The organism is Pantoea sp. nfd-35, from assembly GCF_056892255.1.
Genome location: NZ_CP122403.1, coordinates 281,712 through 307,582, shown reverse-complemented (window position 1 = coordinate 307,582; position 25,871 = coordinate 281,712). Strand labels below are relative to the sequence as shown.

The window sequence follows — 25,871 nt, the reverse complement described above, 5'->3', positions numbered from 1 at the left end:
TGCAGGGCGAGATGGCGACCTTACAGCGCCTGGGCACAGGCCCAGGCCGAACTCCAGGCCCACTGGAAATTATAGCCGCCGAGCCAGCCGGTCACGTCCACCACCTCACCGATAAAATACAGCCCCGGTACGTCCCGCGCTTCCATTGTCTTCGATGACAGTTGAGTAGTATCAACGCCACCGAGGGTCACTTCGGCGGTGCGATAACCTTCGGTGCCGTTAGGCTGAACCTGCCAGCCGTGCAGCGTCTGCACCAGCTCTGTTTGCTGCTTGCGGTTAAGTTGCTTCAGCGTCACATCCGGCACGACGTTCATATCCTGTAGGACCTCCACCAGGCGCTTGGGCAGAATTTTCGCCAGGCTGTTTTTCAGGCTCAGATTCGGATGCGCCTCACGTTGAATCGTCAGGAAATCCTCAAGACGGGTGGCCGGAGAGAGGTCCACAGTGAGGTATTCGCCCGGCTGCCAGTAGCTGGAAATCTGCAATATTGCCGGGCCGGACAGGCCGCGGTGGGTGAACAACATCGCCTCTTTGAACAGGGTGCCGTCTTTTGCCGCAATGGTCGTATCCAGCGCAACGCCTGACAGCGTCTGCAACTGTTCCAGGAGTGGTTTATGTAAGGTAAAGGGCACCAGCGCCGCGCGCGTGGGCAGCACCTTCAGCCCAAACTGCTCAGCAATTTTATAGCCAAACGGTGATGCACCCAGGCCCGGCATGGAAAGGCCGCCACTGGCAATGACCAGCTTCTCAGCCTGAACCGCGCTGCCGTTGAGCTGCAGGCTGTAGCCCGCATCATCCCGGGTTACGCTCAGTATTTCGCTGCGCAGCCGAACGGTGACGCCACCTTTGTCACATTCGGCCATTAATAAATCGACCACCTGCTGGGCAGAATCATCGCAAAACAGCTGCCCCAGGGTTTTCTCATGCCAGGCGATACCGTGGCGATTCACCAGATCGATAAAATCCCATTGGGTATAGCGCGCGAGAGCCGACTTACAAAAGTGGGGATTATTCGACAGGTAAGCGGCCGGTTCAGTGTAGAGATTGGTGAAATTGCAGCGCCCACCGCCCGACATCAAAATCTTGCGTCCCGGCTTCTTGCCGTTATCCAGCAGTAATACGCGGCGACCACGCTGTCCGGCCTGCGCAGCACAAAAAAGCCCGGCAGCGCCTGCCCCAATTACGATAACGTCAAACTGTTCCACTGCTTTTGCCCACCAGGTAAGAGAGGGGCAGATTGTAGTGATCTGCTCCTGTGGATGCCAGTGTCAAAATTTTGCCGTAAATATGTCACAATGTAACCAGCTAATTTTTATAGCTTTTGTATCTTTTCACCGGGTTAATTGACACTTTTAGTCCAAATCATGACTATATTTTCCTTTCCCAGACAGCATGTTGTCGCGGATAATGCGCCGCGTTCATGTCCTCCAAAAATGGCGTAACGTCTATGCTACATCTGTTTGCTGGTCTCGATCTTAGCACCGGCCTGTTACTGATACTTGCTCTGCTGTTTGTATTGTTTTACGAAGCAATTAACGGCTTTCATGATACGGCCAACGCGGTTGCGACGGTCATCTACACCCGTGCCATGCGGGCGCAGCTTGCCGTTTTAATGGCAGGCGTCTTCAACTTCTTTGGTGTATTGCTCGGCGGATTAAGCGTGGCTTACGCTATCGTGCATATGCTGCCTACCGATCTGCTGCTGAATGTCGGATCGGCCCACGGTCTCGCCATGGTCTTTTCCATGCTGCTGGCGGCGATTATCTGGAACCTGGGTACCTGGTATTTGGGCCTGCCCGCGTCCAGTTCCCATACCTTAATCGGCGCGATTATCGGCATTGGCCTGACGAACGCGTTGATGAGCGGCACATCGGTCGTTGATGCGCTTAACATCCCGAAAGTGCTGAATATTTTCCTGTCTCTGATTCTTTCCCCTATTGTCGGACTGGTGATTGCGGGCAGCCTAATTTTTCTTCTCCGCCGTTACTGGAGTAACACCAAAAAGCGTGCGCGTATTCATATGACGCCCGCCGATCGCGAGAAGATTGATGGCAAGAAAAAACCGCCTTTCTGGACGCGCACGGCACTGATTATCTCCGCCATTGGTGTCAGTTATTCACACGGTGCGAACGACGGGCAGAAAGGCATTGGCCTGATCATGCTGGTTCTGATAGGCGTTGCGCCAGCCGGCTTCGTGGTGAATATGAACGCATCGGGTTACGACATTACGCGTACACGGGATGCGGTCAATCATCTTGAGCAGTATTATCAACAGCACCAGGCCTCACTGAACCACATCATCGAGATGGCGCCGCCTAAGCTGCCCACCCCGGAAGAAGTGGCGCCGGTATCATCGACAGAGTTTCATTGCGACAGTGCTCGTGCGCTGCAGGCCGTGCAACGTGCTCAGTTGCTGCTGAATAACCTGCAAAGCTACAGCGATCTGTCCGTCGAGCAGCGTAGTCAGATGCGTCGCCTGCTGCTGTGTATTTCCGACACCGCCGATAAAGCGGCGAAGCTGCCGGAAACCTCTCCAGACGATAAACGTTTCCTGGGCAAGCTCAAAGGCGATCTGTTGAACACCATTGAGTACGCGCCGGTATGGATCATCATGGCAGTTGCGCTGGCATTAGGCGTCGGCACCATGATCGGCTGGCGTCGCGTGGCCACCACCATCGGTGAGAAAATTGGTAAGAAGGGCATGACCTATGCGCAGGGCATGTCTGCGCAGGTGACGGCGGCCGTGTCGATAGGCATCGCCAGCTACACCGGCATGCCGGTCTCCACCACGCATATCCTCTCTTCTTCCGTTGCCGGCACCATGCTGGTTGACGGCGGCGGCTTGCAGGGCAAAACCATCAAAAACATCGCCATGGCGTGGGTATTTACCCTGCCGGTCTGTATTTTGTTATCGGGTTCGCTCTACTGGATAGCGCTGAAACTCATCTGATTCGGCGGCATACCAGGGCGACTTCGGTCGCCCTTTTTAATGCCAGATGGCCAGCGCAATCAGGCTGATAATCACCAATCCACACAGTGAACTGGTTAAGATAAACAGACCTCTCACCCGCTCACACCGGCGAATGAATTCGTCGTCATGATGATCAAGATAGCGCCTAGCCCAGATGTAACGCACCAGCCGCACCTGCTTGCCGGGCTGACCATGGGATGTGAAAAATCCCGCGCCATCAACATACTGATAGAGCAGCGGATCACAGCCACGCAGAACCACCAACAGCGCACGCAGCGATGAGAAATAGCGCGCCATATTCACAATACATACCACACAAAGAGCCCAAAAAAGCGCGATAGTGCTGATCATGTCATCCTCCTTACCGGCACCGCAGCAGGGTGCTGAGCGCGCACCCTGTTGAACAGTCCCTGCAGAATTAGCCAACAACCCCATAAAGCGATTTGTAGTTTTATTTTTGAATCATCAGAAAAGTAGCAACCGTGTGACGCAGGCTGCTTTTTTCAGTTTAGGAGAAATGTTCAATTTTTTACCAGCGAGGATTTTCGTTTTATACGAGTAAAAATCGTTCATCATTGATCTTATTCACAACCCAGGCGGCTTCAGAAGCATTTGTTAACACACAGGGCTATACTTTGAGGTATAACAACATCATCGCCTGTGCTGTACATTAATCATCTCGGTGGCGCTCATCGCCCGTTCGCGCAATGGATTTCGCAACTGTGACGCGTCTGGAAACCGCTGCCATTCTGAATCTCGTGGAAGGAGTAATATCATGGCTTATAAACATATCCTGATTGCAGTCGATCTTTCGCCAGAAAGCCAGTTGTTAGTGGATAAAGCTGTCTCACTCGCGCGCCCTTACGACGCAAAAATCTCGCTGATTCATGTCGATGTTAATTACTCGGATCTCTACACCGGCCTGATTGATGTCAACCTGGGAGATATGCAAAAGCGTATTTCTGAGGAAACGCATCTGGCGCTAAAAAGCCTGTCCGATGCCGCGGGCTACCCTATCACCGAAACCCTGAGCGGCAGTGGCGACCTGGGGCAGGTGCTGGTGGATGCGATTAAGAAATACGATGTGGACATGGTGGTGTGCGGTCATCATCAGGACTTCTGGAGCAAGCTGATGTCGTCTGCCCGCCAGTTGATCAATACCGTGCACATCGACATGCTGATTGTGCCGCTGCGTGACGAAGAGGATGAATAATTCGCGAGCGTTAAGCCGGTGCGACTGAGGTGCCGACCGGCTTAAAACCACGATTAAGACAGAGGCGGATAGATATCGAAGCGGTGGCTTTTGGTGACCACCGCAGACTGCGTGGCAACACCGGCCAGCGGTGGCGCGTAGTCGGGACGCTTCACCACAATACGTTTCTTTGCCAGACGGCGAGCCGGTGCCAGCAGTGCGTCGGCATCTTCATCCGCCCCCACCAGCGACTGAAAGACCCGCATCTCTTTTTTTACCATGGCGCTTTTTTGCCGATGGGGATACATAGGATCGAGATACACCACGTCCGGCTGCGGGGTAATATCGGTCAGAGCCTGAATGCTGGAAGCATGAATCAGCGTCAGGCGTTCGCGCAGCCAGCCGCCAATTTCTGCATCTTCATAGCCACGCGTCAGCCCGTCCTCCAGCAGTGCGGCCACCACCGGATGGCGCTCCAGCATGCGAACCCGACAGCCCAGCGCGGCCAGCACAAAAGCATCCCGTCCTAATCCGGCGGTGGCGTCCACCACATCGGGCAGGTAGGTCCCTTTTATCCCCACCGCTTTCGCGACGGCTTCACCGCGGCCACCGCCAAAACGACGTCGATGTGCCAGGGCACCGGAGGCGAAATCCACAAAGATGCCCCCCAGTTTGGGCTCATCCCGTTTGCGCAGTTCAAGATGTGTGGCGGTCTTCACCAGCGCCAGCGCGGCGTCATCACAGTGCGTCAGTTGCCAGCGTGCGGCTAAAACAGGTAAGGCGCCGTCACCGGCGCCTGTCTCATCAAGCAAACAGATTTTCACGTACGGCTTATCCCTGAATACCGTAGTGTTCCAGCATGGCATCCAGCTGTGGTTCACGGCCGCGGAAGCGTTTAAACAGCTCCATAGGTTCTTCTGACCCGCCGCGCGTCAGAATATTGTCGAGGAAGGACTGCCCGGTTTCCCGGTTGAAAATCCCCTCTTCTTCAAAGCGCGAATAGGCATCTGCTGCCAGCACATCGGCCCACAGATAGCTGTAATAGCCCGCTGCATAGCCACCCGCAAAGATATGGCTGAAGGCATGAGGGAAACGTCCCCACTCCGGGCTGGGGACCACGGCGACTTTGCTTTTCACTTCGCGCAGGGTTTCGAGAATCTGTGCACCTTTTTCCGGATTGAATTCGGTATGCAGGCGGAAGTCGAACAGGCCGAACTCAAGCTGGCGCAGGATAAACAGCGCCGCCTGGTAGTTTTTCGCCGCCAGCATTTTGTCCAACAGTTCTTTAGGCAGTGGCTCACCGGTTTCGTAGTGCCCCGAAATAAACGCCAGTGCTTCCGGCTCCCAGCACCAGTTCTCCATGAACTGGCTAGGCAGTTCCACGGCGTCCCATGGCACGCCATTAATGCCGGACACGCCCGCTGCCTCGATGCGCGTCAGCATATGGTGCAGGCCGTGACCGAACTCGTGGAACAGGGTAATCACTTCGTCATGCGTAAACAGCGCAGGCTTGCCGCTTACCGGACGGTTGAAGTTACAGGTCAGGTAAGCCACCGGTTTTTGCAGGCTCCCGTCCGCTTTACGCATTTGGCCCACGCAGTCGTCCATCCATGCGCCGCCGCGTTTGTGTTCGCGAGCATAGAGATCGAGATAGAAACTGCCGCGCAGCTCGCCGCTTTCATCGAACAGATCAAAGAAGCGGACATCCGGATGGTAAACATCGACGTCAGTGCGCTCTTTCGCAGTAATACCGTAAATGCGCTTCACCACTTCAAACAGGCCGGACACTGCACGCGACTCCGGGAAGTAAGGGCGCAGCTGTTCATCGCTGATGGTATAAAGATGCTGCTTCTGCTTTTCGCCGTAGTAGCTGAGATCCCATGGGTTCATGGTTTCTACGCCAAACGCTTTCTGCGCAAAAGCGCGCAGCTGCGCCAGCTCTTTCTCACCCTGTGGACGGGCGCGATCGGCCAGATCGTTCAGGAAATCGATCACCTGTGCCGGGCTCTGTGCCATCTTGGTGGCCAGGGATTTTTCCGCGAAGGAGTCGAAGCCCAGCAGCTGCGCCAGCTCGTGCCGCAGCGCCAGCTCTTCCGCCATAATCGGACCGTTATCCCATTTACCCGCGTTAGGGCCTTGATCGGAGGCGCGGGTCGAATAGGCGCGGTACATCTCTTCGCGCAGCGCGGCATTATCGCAATAGGTCATGACCGGCAGATAGCTGGGGATATCCAGCGTCAGTAACCAGCCTTCCTGCCCTTTGGCTTCCGCCTGGGCTTTCGCTGCGGCCAGCGCGCTTTCCGGCATGCCCGCCAGCTCGCTTTCGTCCGTAATCAGCTTGCTCCAGCCCATTGTGGCATCAAGCACGTTGTTACTGTAGGCCGAACCCAGCTCGGAAAGACGCGCGGCAATTTCGCCGTAACGCTGCTGCTTGTCTTTTTCCAGACCGATACCGGAAAGCTCAAAATCACGCAGTGCGTTATCGACCGCTTTCTGCTTTGCCTGATCCAGCGAAGCATAATGACTGCCTTCTTTCAGATCGCGGTAGGCCTGATAAAGCCCTTCGTGTTGGCCCACCCAGGTGCTGTACTCAGACAGCAGCGGCAGCGTTTGTTCATAGGCTTCGCGCAGTTCCGGACTGTTTTTAACCGAGTTCAGATGGCTGACCGGTGAAAAGATACGGCTCAGGCGGTCATCGGTTTCTGCCAGCGGCTGAACCAGGTTATCCCAGGTGTAAGGTGCGCCTTGCGCCACCACTTTTTCCACCATTGCGCGGCATTCATTCAAAACGTCGGTTACGGCGGGCACCACATGTTCAGGCTTAATCGCTGAAAATGGGGGAAGTGTGAACGAGGTGAGTAACGGATTGGTCATAGCGCAGTCCTTTAACAATGTGTGGGGCGCGACGGCTCGCGCGACGCAATTTAATTAACATGCGGTCGGATATCACGAAAATCAATGGCGCGACCGGCGGTGATTTCAACAATGGTGCGAATAGTGATCCTTCTGACAATGAGATCAATCATAGCTGACGCCAAAACAGGCTATCACTTTCCTGTCGCTGAATACGTAACGGAGGTTAACAGCCTGTGGCAGATTGCTATGCAAAGTGTAAAGCGGTCTGAACAGGGAAAACCGGCTTCACGGGCGACGGATGCGCGAAATGCCAGCAATTATTCCCGTCAGTCGGTATAATCGGGCCAATATCACTATTTTTAGCTTCAACCGCGGAAATCCCCTTTTTTATGCTGAGTTATCGCCACAGTTTTCACGCCGGCAACCATGCCGATGTGCTTAAGCACACCGTACAAAGCCTCATCATCACCGCCCTGAAAGAGAAAGAAAAACCGTTTTTCTATCTTGATACACATGCAGGCGCAGGACGTTATCAACTGAGCGGCGAGCATGCAGAGCGTACCGGCGAATATCTGGAAGGCATTGGACGCATCTGGCAGCAGCCGGATGCGCCCGCACTGCTGCAACCCTACTTTGATGCGATTCATGCCCTGAACCGCAGTGGAACGCTGCGTTACTACCCAGGCTCACCACTGATCGCCCGCCACTTGCTTCGCCCGGAAGATAAGATTCAACTGACCGAGCTGCATTCCAGCGATTTTCCCATGCTGCGCACTGAGTTCAGTAAAGACAGCCGCGCGCGCGTTGAAAAGGCCGATGGCTATCAGCAGTTAAAATCAAAGCTGCCCCCGCTTTCACGCCGTGGGCTGGTGCTGATCGATCCACCTTATGAAATGAAGAGTGATTATCAGGCGGTCGTCAAAGGCATTCAGGAAGGCCACAAGCGCTTTGGCACCGGCGTTTATGCCCTGTGGTATCCGGTTGTCATGCGTCAGCAAATCAAGCATATGCTGCGCGATCTGCAGGCGACCGGCATTCGAAATATCCTGCAAATTGAACTGGCCGTGCGTCCTGACAGCGATCAGCGCGGGATGACCGCCTCCGGCATGATTGTGATTAATCCCCCCTGGAAGCTGGCCGATCAGATGAATACGCTGCTGCCGTGGTTACACCAGAAACTGGTACCGGCAGGTACAGGTCATTTCAGCGTAAACCAGATCGTTCCTGAATAACGCCTTTCCCGTTTAGCGTCGCCGGTTCAGTTACGGCGGCGTGATATCGCAGGTCATTTTTATGTGGATTATTCTGGCAGGCGCCCTGGCGGCTCTGCAACCGGCGAAACGCCTCTCTCTGTTACTGCTGGCACTGGCAACGGCTCTGGGTGTGTACCAGAACGTGCTGGACTGGCCCGTTACCCTCGTTTTTGCTGCGGTGGCAGCGCTGGTCGCGTTTCGTATTTACGATCGCCGCAGTCGCGTGTGGCAGGGCATAAGCGAGGTGCTCCTGGTCGTGATGGCCGCTGCGCTGCTGCTGCATCTTATTCCCGGCTTTAACAATCCGCCTCAAATCGATGCCGTTCAGGTAGGCGCACGCAGCCTGCCCTTCTCTTTTTCGTTTAATTTTGACAAAGCCCTGATCCCCTTCCTGTTGCTGGCCTGTATGCCGACGCTGTTCAAAGCCGAGGCGCACCCACCGCGCACGCCTCTGTTATGGGTGGTACCCGTGGCGGCGATTCCGCTGCTGTTAGTCAGCGCGGTAGGGCTGGGTGGCCTGGCGTTTGAGCCACACCTGCCTGACTGGCTGGGCGCGTTCGCACTGGCCAACCTGTTTTTTGTCTCGCTGGCAGAAGAAGCATTTTTTCGTGGCTATCTACAGCAGCGGCTGCGCCAGAAATGGGGCGGCACAATCGCCCTGGTGGCCACCGCCTTGCTGTTTGGCCTGGCGCATGCGTCCGGCGGCGTACTGCTGATGATATTTGCCGGACTAGCCGGGCTAATTTATGGCCTGGTCTGGCACTGGAGCGGCCGGCTCTGGCTGGCAACAGCCTGCCATTTTGCACTCAACATGGTTCATCTGTTGTTGTTTACCTACCCGGCACTGATGCATTAGTCGTTACAGCGTAAAGACGGCCAGGTCATACGCCATCTCGGTTTCGGGGAAAATGGCCTGGCACTCTGCCAGCAAACGCGTCATGTCTCTGGCGAGATAGCGTGAGCTAAAATGCGTGGCGATCATCCGTTTTGCACCGGCCTGCTTTGCTACTGTGGCGGCCTGCACGGTAGTTGAGTGACCGCGCCCGTTAGCTTTTTCCGCCAGCGCATCCTCCAGCGTGGTTTCGTGCACCATCACATCCACATTGGCCGCCAACTGTAACGCCACCTCGGTGGGTGCCGTATCGCCAAAAATCGCCAGGGTTTTTCCTTTGGTGGACGGCCCCAAATACGCCGCGCCATCAATGGTGCGTCCATCTTCCAGCGTAATACGTTCTCCCTGCTTCAGCTGTTGATACCAAGGGCCACGGGGCACACCTTCCGCTTTGAGACGTGCGGCATCCAGAAAGCCGGGCTTGTCTCGCTGTTCAATACGATAGCCAAAGCAGTCAATAGTGTGATTCATCGGCCAGGCCGTGACACGAAACTCGCCATCATCCAGCACCTCGCCCGCCGCAATCTCGATCACCTCAAGCGGATAGTCGGTGTACGAGCTGGACAGGGAAAGTGTGCTATCGACAAAGGCTTTCAGTCCTTTTGGGCCGTAAACCGTCATCGGCGTGGTCAGCCCGGCCATTGAACGGCTGGTGAGCAGGCCCGGCAGGCCAAAAATATGGTCACCGTGCAAATGGGTAATAAAGATTTTATCGAGCTTGCCGGGTTTAAGATCGGATCGCATAAACTGAAGCTGAGTGCCTTCACCACAGTCAAACAGCCAGGTGTCGCCACTGCTTGCCCGGGTGAAGGCAATGGCGGTGACGTTACGCTGCAAACTGGGCGCGCCACCGCCCGTGCCAAGAAAAGTCAGGTGCATGCTATGCTTCTCTGTAAGTAGTGGAAAAATATGGCCTGTTACAATCATAGGCGCAATTTTTGCGACACCGTGCCCTGCGGCGTTACACTCTATATCAATTTCCATGTAACCGGATGATACTTCAATGACCCGACATTATGACTATCTCGCCATCGGCGGCGGCAGCGGCGGTATTGCTTCGATTAACCGTGCAGCAAGCTATGGCCAGAAGTGTGCCTTGATAGAAGCCAAAGCGCTGGGCGGAACCTGCGTCAACGTAGGCTGTGTGCCGAAAAAAGTCATGTGGCATGCCGCGCAAATCGCCGAGGCCATTCATCTTTACGGGCCTGATTATGGTTTTGATACCACGGTAAACCGCTTCGACTGGGGCACGCTGGTCAAAAACCGCAGCGCCTACATCGACCGTATTCACCAATCATACGACAATGTTCTGGGGAAAAATAAGGTCGATGTCATCACCGGTTTTGCCCGTTTTATTGATGCGCATACCGTTGAAGTCAATGGCGAAACCATTACGGCCGACCATATTTTGATCGCCACCGGGGGACGTCCGAGCCATCCCTCTATCCCCGGAGCGGAATACGGAATTGATTCAGATGGCTTCTTTGAACTGGATGCGCTGCCAAAACGGACCGCGGTGATCGGTGCCGGTTATATCGCGGTTGAGCTGGCAGGCGTGGTCAATGCGCTGGGCTCGGAAACCCATTTATTCGTCCGTAAACATGCCCCGCTGCGCAGCTTTGATCCGCTGATTACCGATACGCTGGTTGAGGTCATGAACGCGGAAGGCCCAATGCTGCATACCGAGGCGACACCAAAAGCCGTCGTGAAAAATTCCGATGGTAGCCTGACGCTGCAGTTGGAAAACGGCAGTGAATACACCGTGGATTGCCTGGTCTGGGCGATTGGCCGGGTGCCGGAAACCGACAGCCTGAATATCGAGGCAGCGGGCGTTGCGCTGGATGAAAAAGGCTATATCAAGGTCGATAAATTCCAGAATACCAACGTGCCAGGCGTTTATGCCGTTGGTGATAACACCGGCGCCGTTGAGCTGACGCCGGTAGCGGTGGCGGCAGGTCGTCGCCTGTCTGAGCGGTTGTTTAATAACAAACCCGATGAGCACCTGGATTACAGCAATATTCCTACCGTGGTGTTCAGCCATCCGCCGATCGGCACCGTGGGCCTGACGGAACCGCAGGCTCGCGAGCAGTACGGTGATGACCAGGTAAAAGTCTACAAATCGTCCTTTACCGCAATGTATACCGCGGTGACCCAACATCGCCAGCCGTGCCGCATGAAGTTAGTCTGCGTCGGCCCGGAGGAGAAGATTGTGGGTATTCACGGCATCGGCGGCGGAATGGACGAGATGCTGCAGGGCTTTGCGGTGGCGTTGAAAATGGGCGCGACCAAGAAAGACTTTGATAACACCGTGGCGATTCACCCGACGGCGGCAGAAGAGTTTGTGACGATGCGTTAATCCGCTTACGCGCATAACGTAGCGCTGCCCGCTGACCCTGTGGTCTGCGGGCAGCAGCCTCAATTAAAATAGGTCTCCCGCAGCGGCGTCAACGCCGCGCCCAGCGCCGAACTGTCCCCTTCGATCTCGCTCAGCAGAATATCCGGATATTCCGCAGAAATGTTCCAGCGTTTACCCGAACTGATGCGCGGCATGGCTAAAAACATTTCGCCCAGCTTACGGGGAATCTCGCCCCCTAATATGATGGCTCCGGGATCGATCACCGCATTCATGGCATCCATTGCCCGATGCAGGTTTGGCGTGACGTCTTCTACCCACTGTTGCGCAATCGGCCAGGCCGGATCGAATTTATGATTGAGATCGCGAATATCTTTAATTTCAATACCACCGTTACGTAACCGATCGATCAAGATCCCCAGGGCCGGGCGCAGCTTGCCCTCTTCCGGCGTAAAAATACGGCTGATCTCCCCCGCATTTCCAAACGCACCCTGGAACGGTTTACCGTTAATCACGATGCCACCGCCAAAACCATAATTAAAAGAGAGATAGCCAAAGGTATCGTATTTCAGCCCGGCGCCTAAAAAGGCTTCAGCGTGCGCCGCCGTAGTGGCGTTGTTTTCAATCCATACTGGTCGATCAAATAACATGGTAATTTCACGGCGCAGATCGATGCCCATCCAGTTTTTTAAAGGTTCAGGCGGATTGAAATACTTTCGTGATTCATAAAGAAAGCCCGCCATGCTGTATCCCACACCACAGACTTTGTCCGGCGAAATACCGTATTGTTTTAAGGTATCCAGATAGTGATGTTTGATATTGAGTAAGGTACGGGCAGGATCGCGCGGATGCGTATCCAGTACGCAGTATTCTGTAATACCGCCCCGGAAATTAATCAGGCTGGCGGCAACGCTGTCTGAGTTAATAGAGATGCCGTAACCATAACGCGCATTCGCATTCAGTGATAACGATGGGCTGGGCTTGCCTCTTCCCTGGGACGGTGATTCCCCCAGGCTGAGAAAGCCGTTTTCGGTCAGCGTATCAACAATGCGGTGAACAGATGACTGATTCAGAATGGTTTGCGAAACCAGCGAGGAGCGGGAAATGCCATCGTTGCGGCGGACAAGCTCAAGAATGAGTTTTTCACTGCGATTAAGTTCGACTTCATGACCAGCGGAATATCCATGAACCACAGCGTTGTCCTCACCGTATTAAATAATGGGTTCTGTTAATACCCTAGCATGCTTTTATGCAGGACGAATAGTAAAGGCCCCTGCCTTTACGTTTTAATAAAATGTGCTGATTTTCAGCTTCTCCGGCCCGGTTTTTCCCGATCATAAAAGCATCATAATAGTGAAACATAACGGAGAGACACTCTAATATCATGCAATGAGCATTATATTAAAAGCGAGCCTTATGTCCGGATGGGCACTTTCATGTGCGTAGGGTTCTGTCTTCATTCACATGCTTCTTCTTATACATCAGGTAAACAATGGAAACGCGCTTAAAGGTTGCTGAACGCATCGCACAAGAGGCTTCACTTTTGGCTCTTGACTATTTCAGACAGCTGAGTGAATTAGCGATCTGCGAAAAAAGGCCGCAGGATGTCTTCAGTGAAGCCGATCGGGAAGTGGAAAATCTGATTCGGCAGCGCCTGGAACACCATTTCCCACAGGATTCTGTTGTTGGGGAAGAGCATGGCGGTGAGCTCAGCGCCAGCTACTGGTCTGTTGATCCTATCGATGGTACGAGTAACTTCCTGCGCGGCTCGTCATTGTGGGGGATTTCTGTTGGCTATGTGCACAATGGCGAGCCGGTTATGGGCGTGATCGTCCATCCGGTATTAAACCTCATGGTGAGCGGCGGCAAAGAGACAGGGGTTTATCTGAATGGTGAACCCTTTGAACGGCCAGTGGTTGCCGAGGCGCTGAAAACCGTGGCGATTGGCGACAGTCCATCATGGGATTTCACCCATCAGCTCTGTATTGAAAAGGTCTATCGGGACGACGGCTGGAATGTGGTGCGCTATCGCTGTGCCACCGTAGGTTTAACCTTTAGCGTGCTGGGTTACGTTGACGGTTATCAGGAATGTTTTAGCAGCATGTGGGACGTTTCTGCGGGTTATGCACTCTGTAAAGCGGCCGGACTGGATGCGCATCTTGCCGGCACACAGGAAAAAAGCAGTACACATGTTAGTGTCGGTACGGCTGAAATGAACCGCCTTTCCGCTCAGTTTATCCCTCACCCTCGTTTTACTCCCGCCTGACCACGCATTGCCCCCGGCTTACCTCATCACTGCATTTCAGGACAGCGTTCCCCCGCTGTCCTGCCCTCTGTGCGCTTGCTGATACAACAACCTTGTCCTTCGCCTCAAATATTAATCACAACGCATTAAAATGGTTAGCACGTTAAACGTACGATTTCAAAGTGATCCTTCATTTAGCTGTTATATATAGGTTTTAAAAACTTAATAAATTCTTAACCTGTCTGAAATTGCTTAAATTCACTACAGCAAATTATTATGCGTCTCGCATTAATTAAGAAGTCCCTGGCATTATATGACGGAGCAGCCCAACGTGAACACGCTAGAAATACACAATGCCATGCTGACGTTCGACGATTTTGTCGCGCTGAACGGCATTTCACTGCAGGCCAAAAAAGGACAATTTGTTTCCCTGCTTGGCCCATCTGGCTGTGGCAAAACCACGCTGCTTAAAGTTATTGCCGGCTTTTACAGTCTTGATAGTGGCGAAGTACTGATCCACCAGCAGGACATGCATCATGTAAAACCTGAACATCGCGACACGGCGATGTGCTTTCAGTCCTATGCGCTTTTTCCTCACCTTTCCGTTGCTGAAAATATCGGGTTTGGCCTCAAGCAAATGAAGATGGCGAAAACGGACATTCACGATCGCGTCGCGCAGACCGCCGCTCAGGTATCGCTGAATGCGCATTTGCCTAAACTGCCCGCGCAGTTATCCGGCGGTCAGCAGCAGCGCGTGGCGCTTGCCAGAGCGCTGGCCGTGCGTCCGGAAATCGTGTTGTTTGATGAGCCGCTGTCAAATCTGGATGCCAAATTACGCGACAAGGTACGACTGGAGATCAGACAGCTTCAGCGCTCCCATGGGTTTACCGCCATTTATGTTACCCACGACCGTGCAGAAGCCTTGTCGATGTCTGACATTGTAGTGGTCATGAATGCCGGAAAAATTGAGCAAACCGGTACGCCGGATGAGATCTATTATTCCCCGGTAAACCGCTTTGTCGCCGGTTTCGTCGGTCAGGCTAACGTCATGAAAGCCCGCGTAGTGGATAGCGACAGCAGCACCGGTATTTATCGCATTGCGTGCGTACTGGGCGAAATGGAGATCCATAGCCATGTGCCGCCCGTCTCGGACAAGGTCTATACCTTCTGGCGCCCTGAGGATGCCTTACTCAGCGAACACAGTGCCGGGAAAAACACGCTGGCCTTCGAGATCGGTGCGGTGAGTTTTCTGGGCAACCTTTCTGAACTCCAGGTTCATCCGCTGGGCCATGAAGAAACGGAATATCAGTGGTGTATCCAGCTGGTCGGTAAAAACCACATTCGCGAAGGTGACAACGTTAATTTCTCTATTGCGCCAGACAAGATCCGCTTTTTACGGGAAAGCTATTCATGAAAACGCGCAACCGGAACAGGCTCTGTTGGTTGCTGGTCCTGCCTGCGGTCGCGCCGGTCATCATCACTCTGGTGCTGATTGTGATCATGGCGTTGGCGCAATCCGTTGGCCTGTTTAATTTTGGCGCACCGGCGCACTTCACGCTTCAGTACTGGCAAACCATTCTGAATGACAGCCAGCTGTGGCGCGCGACAGGCTATTCGCTCAGAATCGGCGTGCTCAGTGCAGTGCTGTCCGTTGCCCTGGCGCTTCCGCTGGCACTGTGGCTGAGAAAGCCGTTTCCCGGCTCGATGCTGATGGGCGGCTTACTCAAAGCCCCGCTGATGGTACACGGACTGGTGGCTGCGCTGCTGTTTATCAACCTGATTTCCTGGCAGGGCTTTATTAACCTGGGCTTGCTCAAGCTGGGGATCATCTCGCACCCCATCAGAATGCAGAATGACCGCTGGGGAATTGGCGTGATTATTTTGCAGGTCTGGAAACAGCTTCCCTATGCGCTGCTTATCATTACCGGCAGCCTGCGCGCGATTGGTGACGAAATTTTTAATGCCGCGCGGGATTTAGGCGCCGGCAAGACTGCCCGGTTGTTACAGATCATCCTGCCCTTATCTATCAAGTCCGTTCAGGTATCGCTGGTGCTGATCTTCATCGGCGCCTTGGGTGACTTTTCATTTCAGGTCGTTGCGGGGCCAACCAGCGTGTTCTCTCTTTCGCAATACATGCTGCGCTTCCCTGAAATCAGCGCGCAGGGCTGGAATCTTGCGGCCGTTGTCGCGGTAATTTTGATGCTGGCGGCTTTTATCGGTGCAGTGGTGCTTGCCACCCTGGCGAAGTGGCTACAACAAGCCGGAGAACAGAGATAATGAAAGCCAGAGAGACGTTATCCCCGCTGCGAATCGTCATGATGATCCTTATCACCGCCCTGTTTATGCTGTGGCTGGTTATTCCCTTTATGTTGACCGTCCTGTGGTCACTGGTCGATAAAACCCATCCGTGGGCATGGCCAGATGCCCTGCCGCCGGTTCTCTCACTGGGACGCTGGGTGGAGGTATGGACCACGACCGCGTTACCCCAGGCGCTCAGGAACAGCTATTTACTGGCGGCAACCGTCTCCGTCTGCACGCTGATGTTGGCTCTGCCTGCCGCGTGGGCGTTTGGCAGAATGTCGTTTACGGGCAAACACCTTTTACAGAATGCGATCTTACTGCCGCTTATCGTTCCGGGCTTTGTCGTCGCGCTGTTTTTTTCCATGTTGCTCAACGTGGCGGGCATTCACAGCCGGTTTGGTGGCATTTTGCTGGGGCATATTATTATCTTGATGCCTTATGCCGTGCGCATTCTGACCCTGTCATTTTCGCAGATACGCCAGGACACGCTCGATGCAGCACGAGATATGGGCGCTTCGGTGATCAACCGTTTTTTAGTGGCCTGCCTGCCCACCATCAGACCGGGAATATTTGCTGCATTAATTATTGTCTTTACGTTATCAATAGAAGAGTTCGCCATAAGTTTCATTGTTGGCTCACCCGATTTTATTACCGTCCCTACCATTCTGTATTCTTATCTGGGTTATAACTTTATTCGACCCAATGCGGCGGTTATTTCTTTAATGCTGGTTGTGCCAAATGTCATGTTGATGTTGATTGCAGAAAAATTACTGACAAAAAATCCTGTCGCCTCCTTTGCAGGAAAAGGCTGACAGTCTTTAACACGCGTTATTGGGGAAAAATATGTTCAGACTCGTTGCTGCAATATTATTGCTGGCCGGGGCTTTCTGTAGCCAGGCTCAGGATTTAACCTCGATGAACTGGGAACAGATTGTCGAACAGGCGAAAAAAGAAGGGAAATTAACCTGGTATCAATGGTATTACCAGGACCGTTTAAAAGAGCAGGTCAGCCTGTTTGAAAAACAGTACGGTATTAACGTTACCCTGTCTGAAGGCACATTGCAGGGCAACATTAATAAACTCATGGCTGACCGGGGACGGGAAACGGGCGATATTGATGTGTTTTCGATTGGCGGGGGCGCATTCGGTACCGTATCGCCTCAGCAAACGTTTTTTGGCCCGCTTAATACACTGCTGCCGGAAGGCAAAACCCTGAACTACACCATTGAGGGAACGGACAGTAAAGGCTATGGCGTGGCATTTTGGGGCAACCAGACCGGTCTGGCCTACGATTCGCGCCGCCTGAAAGAAAGTGAGTTGCCACGAACCCTGCCGCAGATTACGTCCTTCCTGCAAAGTCATCCTCAGGAATTTGGCTTCAACGTTGAAAACGGCGGTTCCGGCCCGGCCTTTATTGAATCGGTAACGCGCACGCTGGTACCGGGTTTTGATTTCACCAAAGGCGACGCTGATGTAAAAAGCCTGACGGCTCTGCAGCCCGCCTGGAACTGGTTCAAACAGCAGCGCCCCAACTACATCATTACGGCCTCCAACGCCGACAGCGTCACCCGACTGGTCAGCGGTGAGTTCCTGCTGGTCCCCGCCTGGGAAGATTACCTGGTGGGATTAGAAAACCACGGTGAAGTCCCGAAAACTATCCGGCTGTATATCCCCGATTTCGGCATGCCCGGCGGCGGAAATATGGTGGCGATACCTAAAAACGCGCCCCACAAAGCGGCAGCGTTGCTGTTTATCCACTGGTTGACGCTGCCCACCACCCAACGGCTGTTCCAGCAGGTTTATGGCATTACGCCTCAAAACAAAGAAGTGAATCGTGATGCCGGGCTGATCAATAGCAAAGAGCGCGTTCATGGCACTCAGTTCATGCCTAAACCGCTGGGTGATGAAGTCAGGACCGAATTCTCTAACCAGGTTTTGCTTAAGTAGACCTGCGATAAAACCCTAACAGAAGGTAAAGCCAAGAATGTCGACCAAAAAACACCCTGCACGCGTAGTGAACGCCCGCCTGATTGCCCATCGGGGAGCACCGCTGCTGGCACCGGAAAACACGCTGCCTTCGTTTCAGGCGGCGGTTGAACGCGGAGCGACGTGGATAGAGGTGGATGTCAAACTCACCAAAGATATGCACCCGGTCATTATTCATGACGATTCCGTAGACCGGACAACGAATGGCAAAGGCTATGTGGCAAATTTAACCCTGGATGAGATCCGGTCGCTGGAGGCTGGCGTGTGTTACGGCCACCTCTTTAAAGGCGTGAAAGTGCCTACGCTGGCTGAAACTGTGGGCTTTGTACTGGATAAAGGCGTCGGGCTGCAACTGGAAATCAAACCCACCTCCGGGCAGGAAGTGGAAACGGCGGAGATTGCGATCGCTCAGTTGAAGTCGCTGTGGCCAGCGAGCGAGAAGAAGTTATTTATCAGTAGCTTCTCTGAGATTTCGCTGCAGGTTGCCGCCAGGCTGATGCCTGACGTACCGCGTGGGCTGGCGGTTTGCGTCCCGCCAAAAGACCCGGCGGCGCTCCTCGCCAGAACAGGTTGCCAGATCCTGCATTTCCTGGGTGACTTCGCAACGGACGAAGACCTGACGCGCCTGGCCCGTTCAGGTATTGAATTCGCGATTGCCACGATCAACGACCCGGTGCTTGCCCGAAAATATATTGATGCGGGCGCACAAACGGTATTAAGCGATATACCCGACTTGGCATTTTGAATAAAAAGTTCATCAGGATGTTCTCTGCCTGAATGCAATAACACCAGGGAAAGCCATTATAAAAAATGGCCATAAACTTTATGGCCGCTATACCTATTTTATTATTTAGTCATTAAATAAGACGAAAGTGATATTGAAATAAATACCGCCCTGAGCGGTAACATCCTCATGCTTCAGTTAACTGATAAGGGTAGATGATATGCACAATAAAATAAAAACAGTCGCGCCGTATGCAATGTGTTTTCTGGTCTCATTTTCTGCATGCTCCGCCGAGATTTATAATAAAAGTGGAAATAAGCTCGACCTGTACGGTAAAGTCGATGCGCGCCATGTTTTCTCAGATAATATTGCAGAAGATGGCGACAACTCTTATGCACGCCTGGGTTTTAAAGGTGAGACGCAAATTAATGATAAGCTTACCGGTTATGGTCAATGGGAATATAATTTCCAGCTGAATCACAGTGAAGGCGGTAGCGATGCGCAAACGGGTAATGCCACACGCTTAGGGTTTGCCGGTCTGAAACTCGCCGACTTCGGCTCGTTCGATTATGGCCGTAGCTTTGGGGTACTGTATGTTGCCTCTGCCTATACGGATATGGCACCGATCTACGGTTCCGGCACCATGACCACCAACGATAATTTCCTGTCAAAACGCTCAACCGGCCTCGCGACCTGGCACTCTCCGGACTGGGGCGGGTTAAAGTTAACCCTGCAGTATCAAGGGAAAAATGACCGCTCAACCGCCAAACTGGCTAACGGAGATGGTTACGGTGCTGGCCTGACTTACAGCATTACCGATGGGCTGAGCATTGCGGCAGCAGGGATGAAAGCAAAACGGACACTGACTCAGCAAGCTGACGGTCAGGGAGACGATGCCACCGCCTGGGTAACCTCTGCAAAATATGACGCCAACCAGATCTATCTGGCCGCCATGTATGGCGAAGCCAATGACGTTACGCCTTATGGACAGCTGGCACAGGTCGCCGACAAAACCCATAACTTTGAGGCGATTGCACAGTACCAGTTCCTGAACGGTTTGCGCCCTTCTGTCGGTTTTGTCACGCAGCGTGGCGAAAACCTGCAGGGCGCTGGGAATTTTGCCGGGGGCAGCCAGACGATGCAGAAATATATTGCGGTGGGCACCTATTACTATTTCAACAAGAACATGCTGACCTACGTGGACTACCGCATTAACTTACTGAAGGAAAACGATTTTACGCGCGCCACCGGCATTACGACGAAAAACAGTATCGGTATGGGCCTGACCTATCAATTCTGATCCGCCTGTTGCTGCTTCGTCCTGTGTTGCTTCAATCCTGATCATCGCTCATTTAGCGAGGCCGGCAAATGCCGGCTTTTTTTACGCCTGCCGCAGGAAGCGTCAGTCAGGACAGAACGGAGGCGTGCCTGACCGCCAATGCGCCCTGACTGAGGTTTTCCAGCCATTTAACATAGGCCTGATCCCACAGCGCGGCAGGTGTACCCGCTTTGCCGAGTCCAAAACCATGCCCCCCGCTGGACAGCTGAATCAGCTGCACCGGTACGCGGTTGCGGCGACAGGTGTCACGCATGAGCTGGGTGTTAAAGGGTTTTGAGGTGTGATCGTCTCCGGCCTGAGCCAGGAACGTGGGCGGATAGAGATTCGTCACATAGTTTTGTACTGACCAGCTGGCTTCTTCTTGCGGACTGGCGTCATTGCCCACCATCATCAGGTGCGTGTTGGTATGCTGATAGGGCGCTTCAAGCGTAATCACCGGGTAAATCAGCCCAACACTGTCGGCTTTAGGGACTTCCTGATCCAGCCTGTCCACCGGCGGATATGACTGAAATTCCGGGCGCGCCGCCGCCATGCCCAGTAAATGCCCCCCAGCCGAAAACCCCAGGACATGCACTTTTCGTTCAAACGAACGTATCAGGCGCAGCGCGCGCTGTGCATCCTGTAAGGGCGCGAGGTTGCCAGCCTGCCATTTCTCGCGCGGTAAGCGGTAGCTGAGCACATAGGCGGTATAACCGTTAGCATTTAACCAGTGCGCGACGGGCCAGGCTTCGCGTCCCATACCAATCCACCGATAGCCTCCCCCGGCCGCAATCAGCACCGCTTCGCCATTGGGATTTTCTGGCCTGAAGCGTTGAATCGCCGGGCTGACAATATTCGACCATGAACCCCAGGCGTCCACGCGCAATGTTCCAGACGGCCCACCGCCGCCGGGCGGTTCGTCCGGCCAGAGAGGAATAATATCATCGCGGGCAAACAGTTTGCTGGTAGCCAGTGAAAGCGCAAGCGCTCCTGTGCCGAAAATAAAGCGTCGACGCGTAATCATGATGCCTGTTAAATCAATGCCATAAAGGTCAGCCGACCCTTTTGGCCCGCTGCGTTTTTATTATGTATCGCACATTTGGTTAAGACGCTGGCGATTATGTACGCAATCGGTAGGGAAAATCCATTAAAAAACGCGCCATTTTAGCGCGTTTATTGGCGAATTAACTGCGGTTAATCTTCCTGCTGAAACTGCGTCATCACCGTTTGTTCACACTGTTGAGTATTGGTGCGGAGTTTGGCGCGTTCTTCATCACCCAGCTGCAGCCAGGCGCTGGCCACTTCATTGGCCAGCTCTTCATCAAATTCAGGCTTGCTGACGGCAGAGGAGGACTGCGATCCTGCCACGCTGGCCTTCATTTTTTCCACATACTGGTCGGCTGTCGAAACGCTTTTTTCACTGCTGACAATGTGACACAGCTGGCTTGCATACACGCTTTCTTCACTATTGTCTTCCGCCAGCGCGCTGCCCGACGCCAGCATGCTCAGCAACAGTATCTGAGATATCTTCATCATCTACTCCCGTTATCAGTTAATTCACTCTCATGACTGGCGTTGTTTCGCCTCCAGTCGGGCCTGGCGCCAGTTGAGCAGCGGCGTCACCGAAATACCGTGAACCACGATACTGCACACCACCAGCGTCAGCGCCATATCAGCCATTATCGTTGCTTCTGCGCCCCCCATGCCATGGACCCAGGCGAACGCAATATAGTTAAGGCTCCCAATACCGCGGATACCCAGCCAGCCAATCAGCAACCGCTGAGGAAGCGGCATGCCCGTCCCGAGGGTAACCAACCATACCGCCAGGGGGCGCACCACGATAAACAGCAGCAGTCCAAGGAAGATGCCCTGAATGTTCCAGTGGTATGCCATGGTTACGCCCAGTACCACCATCATGATGGCAGCCAGCAAACGTTCAATAGTATCGCCAAAAGAAAGCGCGTCGCCTACTACTAAACCAACGGATTTCACCATGCCACTGCTGCGTTGCTGCAGGCGCTTGTTGGGATTGACCAATGCCTCTGCAGGCAGTAACCGATCGTCGTCCGACATATCGTCTGGCTGGTAACGCTTAAAGACGCCCAGCTCAGCACGGCGCAGCCCAAGACCGGCGGCAAAGGTGGCCAGAAAGCCTGAAGCACCCAGCCATTCCGCCAGGGCGTAGCTGAGCGCGATCAACGCCAGCGCCAGAAAGTCGTTGGGGGCGCAATCCCCATGCGCATTGCGAAGCCGGGTGGCCAGTAAGCCAACGAGTCGGCCCAGGCCAAATCCCAGCAGGATACCGCCGCCGATGGCCCACACGACGTCGACAGCAGCCCAGTGCGCCAGCATGCCTGCACTGAGGTTTTCGCCGTTGAACAGCAGCAAAGCCAGCACCAGCAACGGCAGCGCTGAACCATCATTCATGCCCGCCTCGCTAGAAATGGCGACGCGCAAGGCGTCATCGTCCTGCGCGTCGCTCACCGAAATCAGGCTAGCCAGTACCGGGTCGGTGGGCGCAACAATTGCGCCAAACGCCAGTGCAACGGGCCAGGACAACCCGACCAGCCAATGAGACAGCAGCGTCATGGCCGCCACCGTCATCAACATCGCCGGAAAGGCCAGTAAGCCTCCGGCTCGCCAGCTTTTCGCTTTAAGCGGCAAGCGTAATTTGAGCCCCGTAATAAACAGTGACGCAGCCATCGTGATTTCGGTAATGTGCGTCACCAGTTCCGCATGGCGAATGATATCAATCTCGATAACATCAAACATCCACGGCCCACAGGCGATCCCGGCTAACAAGAAAAGACCAAAAGAGGTCACTGGGCCACGGTGGATCCACCCTGATGCCAGTGACATTAATAACAGAAGACAGCCCGTCGCAGCTGTCCAGGCAATAAAGTTCATAACGCACCGTTTTAATTGAGTTTATGACTAAGCCTGGCACATTTGCTGACGGGCGGAAGGATCAGTCCTTGAGATGACGACTGGCGAGCCGCACCATCAGGCTGGCAGCGGCGGCGAGCGTGGACAACACCACAACGCCATTCCAGCCCCAGTGGGCAAGCGCCAGGCTGCCCAGCGCCGCACCGCTGGCCATGCCGATAAACACGATGGTAAACAGTAGGGCGTTAAGACGACTACGTGCATCGGGTACCAGACCATAAATCAGCGTTTGATGGGCGACCAGCGTGGCCTGCACGCCTAAGTCGAAACCAAGCGTGCTGATAACGATGACGACCAGCTGACCGGGGAGCGACAGCAGCGGCAGCAAAAACATCAGGGCGAAGGCCGCCGTGACCAGGCCGGCACCAAACTGGGTCACGCGTGCCGGGCCGAGTCGATCGGCCAGGTTACCCGCCAGCGGCGCGGCCAGTGCACCCGCCGCCCCTGCCAGACCAAAGGCACCGGCGATGGCACTGTCAAAGTGAAAACGTTCGCTGAGCATGATCGCCAGCGTAGACCAGAAGGCGCTGAAGCTGACAGAAAGCAGTCCCTGAGCCAGGGCCGCGCGCCGCAGGGTCTGGTGTTCGCGCCACAGGTGAACCAGCGATAAAAGCAGGCGGGGATAGCTTACCGACGTGCCGGGCGTAAAGCGCGGCAGTACACGCCACAACGTCAGGCTAATCAGAAACACAGCCAGAGCCGCGATAATATACATGGTGCGCCAGCCAAAATACTCTGCCACCACGCCGCTGACGACCCGGGAGAGTAAAATGCCTACCAGTAATCCCGTCATTACCGTACCCACGGTTTTACCCCGGCTGTGCGCCGGTGCCAGCGCCGCCGATGCCGGAACAATATCCTGCGCCACGGTCGCCGTCAGGCCTGTGACAAAGCTGGCGATGAGCAACGCGCTGATACCGCCGGAAAACCCACACAGCAGCAGCGCCATCACCAACAGCAGCCCTTTGATCAAAATTATCGTGCGGCGATCGTGGCGATCGCCAAGCGGGGCCAGCAGCAGAATACCTAAAGCATACCCGGCCTGCGTTAGCATCGGCACCATGCCTACGGTGCTCACACTGACCTGAAACTGCTTACCGATGATATCCAGCATCGGCTGACTGTAGTAAATCGAGGCCACGCTCAGGCCCGCGCCGGCAGCCAGCGTAAAGACCAGGGGGGCGGGCAGGCGTTCAGTTGAGTGGGGAGTCATAGTTTTTACCGCTGACATGGTTACATCCTCAAAAAATAGTGTGGCAAGTAAAGCCTGTTTTTGACATACGCGGTAGACTAATAAAAAGCAAAACTGTTATACGTGGAACGCATGAGCAATTTCAGTAACAGCGATCGTATCGAACTGATGCACACCTTTATTCGAATTGTCGAAAGCGGCAGTTTGTCTGCCGCAGCGTTGCAACTGGGTATTACGCAACCGACAATCAGTCGCCGGTTGCAGTCTCTTGAGCAGGGGCTGGGGCTGAAACTGATTCTGCGCACCACCCATGCGCTAAAGCTGACTGATGATGGTGAGCGTTGCTATGCACAGGCCCGGCAGCTCCTGGCAACCTGGCACGCGCTGGAAGATGAACTGACCGGCGCCGGCAGCGATCCGGTTGGCATTTTGCGGGTGCGCGCGCCCCACGCTTTTGGCCAGGATCAGCTGGTCACACCGCTGGTGAACTTTATGCGCCGCTATCCGCGTTTGCGCATTGAATGGATGCTGAACGACAGGACGCCAGACTTCGTCGCCGAGAACGTGGACTGTGCGATTCAGGTGGGGGCGCTGACCGACCCTTCTGTTGTAGCCGTGCTGCTGGCCGAAGTGCCGCGCATTGTTGTCGCTGCGCCCGCGCTGCTTCAGCAATATCCCCCGATTAACCAGGTGGCGCAACTGGGCGATTTGCCGTGGCTGGCGCTGACGAGTTTCTACCGTAACGAGATCGCATTACAACATAAAGACAAGGGGGAACCGATGAATCTGCCTATCGTTCCCCTGCTCAGCAGCGACAGCCTCTTCGCCGTGCGCAAAGCTGCGCTGGCGGGGCTGGGAACCGCTATTCTGTCGACATGGGTCATTCAGGAGGATCTGGCACAGGGCAATCTGATTCAGCTTATGCCGGAATGGCAGGCTCCCCCGTTGCCAGTCTGGCTGACCTATCCGTGGGCGAGCTATTATCCCGCCAGGCTGACCGCCTTCTTTGCCATGATCAAAGCGGTATTTCCGCATCTGACGGGCGCGCGGCCCGCTTCAGGCTGAAACAGGCCTCCCCCACCGGGGAAGCCGTGTCACCGGACGGCGTTCGGGGGTTGCCGTCGATCAGACGTTTTTCTTTTCCGCTCGCGACATGTTGTCCAGCCAGCCCATCACGAAGGCGGACAGGACAAAGGTCAGGTGGATGATGACGTACCACATCAGCTTGTCGTTTTCGACATTGCGCGCATCCATAAACACCCGCAGCAGGTGAATGGAGGAAATTGCCACAATCGAGGCCGCGACTTTATTTTTCAACGAGCCGGAATCCATCTTGCCCAGCCAGCTCAGCTTCTCTTTGCCCTCGTCAATGTCGAGTTTGGACACAAAGTTTTCGTAGCCTGACAGCATAACCATGACCAGCAGCCCACCCACCAGCGTCATATCCACCAGCGACAGCAGCAGCAAAATCAGATCGTTTTCTGCAATGCTAAAAATGTTGGGCAACAGGTGAAAAATTTCCTGGAAAAATTTGACGGTGAGCGCCAGCAGTCCCAGCGAAAGTCCAATGTAAACCGGAGCCAACAACCAGCGCGATGCATACATCAGGTTTTCGGTAAAACGTTCCATAATTTCCCAATCA

At 54.3% G+C, this 25,871-nt stretch carries 24 protein-coding genes; 13 read left to right on the top strand and 11 right to left on the bottom strand.

Annotated features, from left to right (window positions below):
* Window positions 1-20 precede the first annotated feature (20 nt).
* Window positions 21-1,205 carry a BaiN/RdsA family NAD(P)/FAD-dependent oxidoreductase gene (locus P9J57_RS01410; RefSeq protein ID WP_013027600.1) on the bottom strand — a complete coding sequence of 395 codons (1,185 nt, stop codon included), beginning with the start codon at window positions 1,203-1,205 and terminating at the stop codon, window positions 21-23.
* Between the two features lie 242 nt (window positions 1,206-1,447).
* Here P9J57_RS01410 and pitA point away from each other — a divergent pair, with 242 nt between their 5' ends.
* Window positions 1,448-2,950, top strand: a complete 1,503-nt coding sequence (gene pitA, locus P9J57_RS01405; protein WP_128392450.1) for an inorganic phosphate transporter PitA — start codon at window positions 1,448-1,450, stop codon at window positions 2,948-2,950.
* A gap of 36 nt (window positions 2,951-2,986) precedes the next feature.
* On the opposite strand, the gene uspB is transcribed toward pitA, so the two are convergent.
* Window positions 2,987-3,322 carry a universal stress protein UspB gene (gene uspB, locus P9J57_RS01400; RefSeq protein WP_014604809.1) on the bottom strand — a complete coding sequence of 112 codons (336 nt, stop codon included), beginning with the start codon at window positions 3,320-3,322 and terminating at the stop codon, window positions 2,987-2,989.
* 424 nt (window positions 3,323-3,746) lie between these two features.
* Between uspB and uspA the strand changes: the two genes are divergently transcribed.
* Window positions 3,747-4,184 (top strand): universal stress protein UspA, encoded by a 438-nt coding sequence (uspA, locus tag P9J57_RS01395; RefSeq protein ID WP_014604808.1) that lies wholly within the window; start codon window positions 3,747-3,749, stop codon window positions 4,182-4,184.
* Window positions 4,185-4,237: 53 nt separating this feature from the next.
* On the opposite strand, the gene rsmJ is transcribed toward uspA, so the two are convergent.
* Complete coding sequence (gene rsmJ / locus P9J57_RS01390) at window positions 4,238-4,987, bottom strand: 16S rRNA (guanine(1516)-N(2))-methyltransferase RsmJ (protein WP_014604807.1); 750 nt, start codon at window positions 4,985-4,987, stop codon at window positions 4,238-4,240.
* Window positions 4,988-4,994: 7 nt separating this feature from the next.
* Window positions 4,995-7,037 (bottom strand): oligopeptidase A, encoded by a 2,043-nt coding sequence (prlC, locus tag P9J57_RS01385; RefSeq protein WP_442850346.1) that lies wholly within the window; start codon window positions 7,035-7,037, stop codon window positions 4,995-4,997.
* A 371-nt stretch (window positions 7,038-7,408) separates the two neighbouring features.
* Here prlC and P9J57_RS01380 point away from each other — a divergent pair, with 371 nt between their 5' ends.
* Both P9J57_RS01380 and P9J57_RS01375 read left to right on the top strand, forming a co-directional pair.
* Window positions 7,409-8,251: a 23S rRNA (adenine(2030)-N(6))-methyltransferase RlmJ gene (locus tag P9J57_RS01380; RefSeq protein WP_013027606.1), complete on the top strand. Its 843-nt coding sequence runs from the start codon at window positions 7,409-7,411 to the stop codon at window positions 8,249-8,251.
* 61 nt (window positions 8,252-8,312) lie between these two features.
* Window positions 8,313-9,128 (top strand): CPBP family intramembrane glutamic endopeptidase, encoded by an 816-nt coding sequence (locus P9J57_RS01375; protein WP_078829314.1) that lies wholly within the window; start codon window positions 8,313-8,315, stop codon window positions 9,126-9,128.
* Between the two features lie 3 nt (window positions 9,129-9,131).
* On the opposite strand, the gene rnz is transcribed toward P9J57_RS01375, so the two are convergent.
* The gene (rnz, locus tag P9J57_RS01370; protein ID WP_442850345.1) at window positions 9,132-10,043 is read right to left on the bottom strand and encodes a ribonuclease Z; all 912 of its coding nucleotides are present in this window, start codon (window positions 10,041-10,043) and stop codon (window positions 9,132-9,134) included.
* A 124-nt stretch (window positions 10,044-10,167) separates the two neighbouring features.
* Between rnz and gorA the strand changes: the two genes are divergently transcribed.
* Window positions 10,168-11,520 (top strand): glutathione-disulfide reductase, encoded by a 1,353-nt coding sequence (gene gorA / locus P9J57_RS01365; protein WP_442850344.1) that lies wholly within the window; start codon window positions 10,168-10,170, stop codon window positions 11,518-11,520.
* 59 nt (window positions 11,521-11,579) lie between these two features.
* Here gorA and P9J57_RS01360 read toward each other — a convergent pair whose 3' ends face one another.
* Entirely contained in the window at window positions 11,580-12,710 is a 1,131-nt protein-coding gene (locus P9J57_RS01360; RefSeq protein WP_014604803.1) for an ROK family transcriptional regulator, read from the bottom strand.
* A gap of 299 nt (window positions 12,711-13,009) precedes the next feature.
* Here P9J57_RS01360 and P9J57_RS01355 point away from each other — a divergent pair, with 299 nt between their 5' ends.
* The 7 genes from P9J57_RS01355 to P9J57_RS01325 all read left to right on the top strand — a co-directional run bounded on the left by P9J57_RS01355 (window position 13,010) and on the right by P9J57_RS01325 (window position 20,073).
* On the top strand, window positions 13,010-13,783 hold the full coding sequence (locus P9J57_RS01355) for an inositol monophosphatase family protein (RefSeq protein WP_072139116.1): 774 nt from the start codon (window positions 13,010-13,012) through the stop codon (window positions 13,781-13,783).
* Window positions 13,784-14,075: 292 nt separating this feature from the next.
* The gene (locus P9J57_RS01350) at window positions 14,076-15,176 is read left to right on the top strand and encodes an ABC transporter ATP-binding protein (RefSeq protein ID WP_014604801.1); all 1,101 of its coding nucleotides are present in this window, start codon (window positions 14,076-14,078) and stop codon (window positions 15,174-15,176) included.
* On the top strand, window positions 15,173-16,039 hold the full coding sequence (locus tag P9J57_RS01345; RefSeq protein ID WP_014594834.1) for an ABC transporter permease: 867 nt from the start codon (window positions 15,173-15,175) through the stop codon (window positions 16,037-16,039). The genes P9J57_RS01350 and P9J57_RS01345 overlap by 4 nt, the downstream gene beginning before the upstream one ends.
* Window positions 16,039-16,875 (top strand): ABC transporter permease, encoded by an 837-nt coding sequence (locus P9J57_RS01340; protein ID WP_014594835.1) that lies wholly within the window; start codon window positions 16,039-16,041, stop codon window positions 16,873-16,875. The genes P9J57_RS01345 and P9J57_RS01340 overlap by 1 nt, the downstream gene beginning before the upstream one ends.
* 31 nt (window positions 16,876-16,906) lie before the next feature.
* Window positions 16,907-18,010 (top strand): extracellular solute-binding protein, encoded by a 1,104-nt coding sequence (locus tag P9J57_RS01335; protein ID WP_014594836.1) that lies wholly within the window; start codon window positions 16,907-16,909, stop codon window positions 18,008-18,010.
* A 37-nt stretch (window positions 18,011-18,047) separates the two neighbouring features.
* Entirely contained in the window at window positions 18,048-18,794 is a 747-nt protein-coding gene (locus tag P9J57_RS01330) for a glycerophosphodiester phosphodiesterase family protein (RefSeq protein WP_013027616.1), read from the top strand.
* 199 nt (window positions 18,795-18,993) lie between these two features.
* A complete protein-coding gene (locus P9J57_RS01325; protein ID WP_013027617.1) occupies window positions 18,994-20,073 on the top strand; it encodes a porin in 1,080 nt (359 codons plus the stop codon).
* Between the two features lie 106 nt (window positions 20,074-20,179).
* On the opposite strand, the gene P9J57_RS01320 is transcribed toward P9J57_RS01325, so the two are convergent.
* The 4 genes from P9J57_RS01320 to P9J57_RS01305 all read right to left on the bottom strand — a co-directional run bounded on the left by P9J57_RS01320 (window position 20,180) and on the right by P9J57_RS01305 (window position 24,268).
* Window positions 20,180-21,115 carry an alpha/beta hydrolase gene (locus tag P9J57_RS01320; protein WP_013027618.1) on the bottom strand — a complete coding sequence of 312 codons (936 nt, stop codon included), beginning with the start codon at window positions 21,113-21,115 and terminating at the stop codon, window positions 20,180-20,182.
* A gap of 170 nt (window positions 21,116-21,285) precedes the next feature.
* Window positions 21,286-21,624, bottom strand: a complete 339-nt coding sequence (locus P9J57_RS01315) for a hypothetical protein (RefSeq protein WP_015699351.1) — start codon at window positions 21,622-21,624, stop codon at window positions 21,286-21,288.
* A gap of 30 nt (window positions 21,625-21,654) precedes the next feature.
* Window positions 21,655-22,998, bottom strand: a complete 1,344-nt coding sequence (locus P9J57_RS01310; RefSeq protein ID WP_013027620.1) for a cation:proton antiporter — start codon at window positions 22,996-22,998, stop codon at window positions 21,655-21,657.
* A 61-nt stretch (window positions 22,999-23,059) separates the two neighbouring features.
* The gene (locus P9J57_RS01305) at window positions 23,060-24,268 is read right to left on the bottom strand and encodes an MFS transporter (protein ID WP_014594837.1); all 1,209 of its coding nucleotides are present in this window, start codon (window positions 24,266-24,268) and stop codon (window positions 23,060-23,062) included.
* Window positions 24,269-24,361: 93 nt separating this feature from the next.
* Between P9J57_RS01305 and P9J57_RS01300 the strand changes: the two genes are divergently transcribed.
* Window positions 24,362-25,294 (top strand): LysR family transcriptional regulator, encoded by a 933-nt coding sequence (locus P9J57_RS01300; RefSeq protein WP_014594838.1) that lies wholly within the window; start codon window positions 24,362-24,364, stop codon window positions 25,292-25,294.
* 60 nt (window positions 25,295-25,354) lie between these two features.
* On the opposite strand, the gene P9J57_RS01295 is transcribed toward P9J57_RS01300, so the two are convergent.
* Complete coding sequence (locus P9J57_RS01295) at window positions 25,355-25,858, bottom strand: TIGR00645 family protein (RefSeq protein ID WP_014604798.1); 504 nt, start codon at window positions 25,856-25,858, stop codon at window positions 25,355-25,357.
* Between the last annotated feature and the right edge of the window lie 13 nt (window positions 25,859-25,871).

Bases quoted from the DNA above. Each gene is read 5' to 3' on its own strand.
- pitA (WP_128392450.1), top strand. From the start codon at position 1,448: ATGCTACATCTGTTTGCTGGTCTCGATCTTAGCACCGGCCTGTTACTG.
- uspB (WP_014604809.1), bottom strand. From the start codon at position 3,322: ATGATCAGCACTATCGCGCTTTTTTGGGCTCTTTGTGTGGTATGTATT.
- uspA (WP_014604808.1), top strand. From the start codon at position 3,747: ATGGCTTATAAACATATCCTGATTGCAGTCGATCTTTCGCCAGAAAGC.
- prlC (WP_442850346.1), bottom strand. From the start codon at position 7,037: ATGACCAATCCGTTACTCACCTCGTTCACACTTCCCCCATTTTCAGCG.
- P9J57_RS01380 (WP_013027606.1), top strand. From the start codon at position 7,409: ATGCTGAGTTATCGCCACAGTTTTCACGCCGGCAACCATGCCGATGTG.
- P9J57_RS01375 (WP_078829314.1), top strand. From the start codon at position 8,313: ATGTGGATTATTCTGGCAGGCGCCCTGGCGGCTCTGCAACCGGCGAAA.
- rnz (WP_442850345.1), bottom strand. From the start codon at position 10,043: ATGCACCTGACTTTTCTTGGCACGGGCGGTGGCGCGCCCAGTTTGCAG.
- gorA (WP_442850344.1), top strand. From the start codon at position 10,168: ATGACCCGACATTATGACTATCTCGCCATCGGCGGCGGCAGCGGCGGT.
- P9J57_RS01355 (WP_072139116.1), top strand. From the start codon at position 13,010: ATGGAAACGCGCTTAAAGGTTGCTGAACGCATCGCACAAGAGGCTTCA.
- P9J57_RS01350 (WP_014604801.1), top strand. From the start codon at position 14,076: ATGACGGAGCAGCCCAACGTGAACACGCTAGAAATACACAATGCCATG.
- P9J57_RS01345 (WP_014594834.1), top strand. From the start codon at position 15,173: ATGAAAACGCGCAACCGGAACAGGCTCTGTTGGTTGCTGGTCCTGCCT.
- P9J57_RS01340 (WP_014594835.1), top strand. From the start codon at position 16,039: ATGAAAGCCAGAGAGACGTTATCCCCGCTGCGAATCGTCATGATGATC.
- P9J57_RS01335 (WP_014594836.1), top strand. From the start codon at position 16,907: ATGTTCAGACTCGTTGCTGCAATATTATTGCTGGCCGGGGCTTTCTGT.
- P9J57_RS01330 (WP_013027616.1), top strand. From the start codon at position 18,048: ATGTCGACCAAAAAACACCCTGCACGCGTAGTGAACGCCCGCCTGATT.
- P9J57_RS01325 (WP_013027617.1), top strand. From the start codon at position 18,994: ATGCACAATAAAATAAAAACAGTCGCGCCGTATGCAATGTGTTTTCTG.
- P9J57_RS01320 (WP_013027618.1), bottom strand. From the start codon at position 21,115: ATGATTACGCGTCGACGCTTTATTTTCGGCACAGGAGCGCTTGCGCTT.
- P9J57_RS01315 (WP_015699351.1), bottom strand. From the start codon at position 21,624: ATGAAGATATCTCAGATACTGTTGCTGAGCATGCTGGCGTCGGGCAGC.
- P9J57_RS01310 (WP_013027620.1), bottom strand. From the start codon at position 22,998: ATGAACTTTATTGCCTGGACAGCTGCGACGGGCTGTCTTCTGTTATTA.
- P9J57_RS01305 (WP_014594837.1), bottom strand. From the start codon at position 24,268: ATGTCAGCGGTAAAAACTATGACTCCCCACTCAACTGAACGCCTGCCC.
- P9J57_RS01300 (WP_014594838.1), top strand. From the start codon at position 24,362: ATGAGCAATTTCAGTAACAGCGATCGTATCGAACTGATGCACACCTTT.
- P9J57_RS01295 (WP_014604798.1), bottom strand. From the start codon at position 25,858: ATGGAACGTTTTACCGAAAACCTGATGTATGCATCGCGCTGGTTGTTG.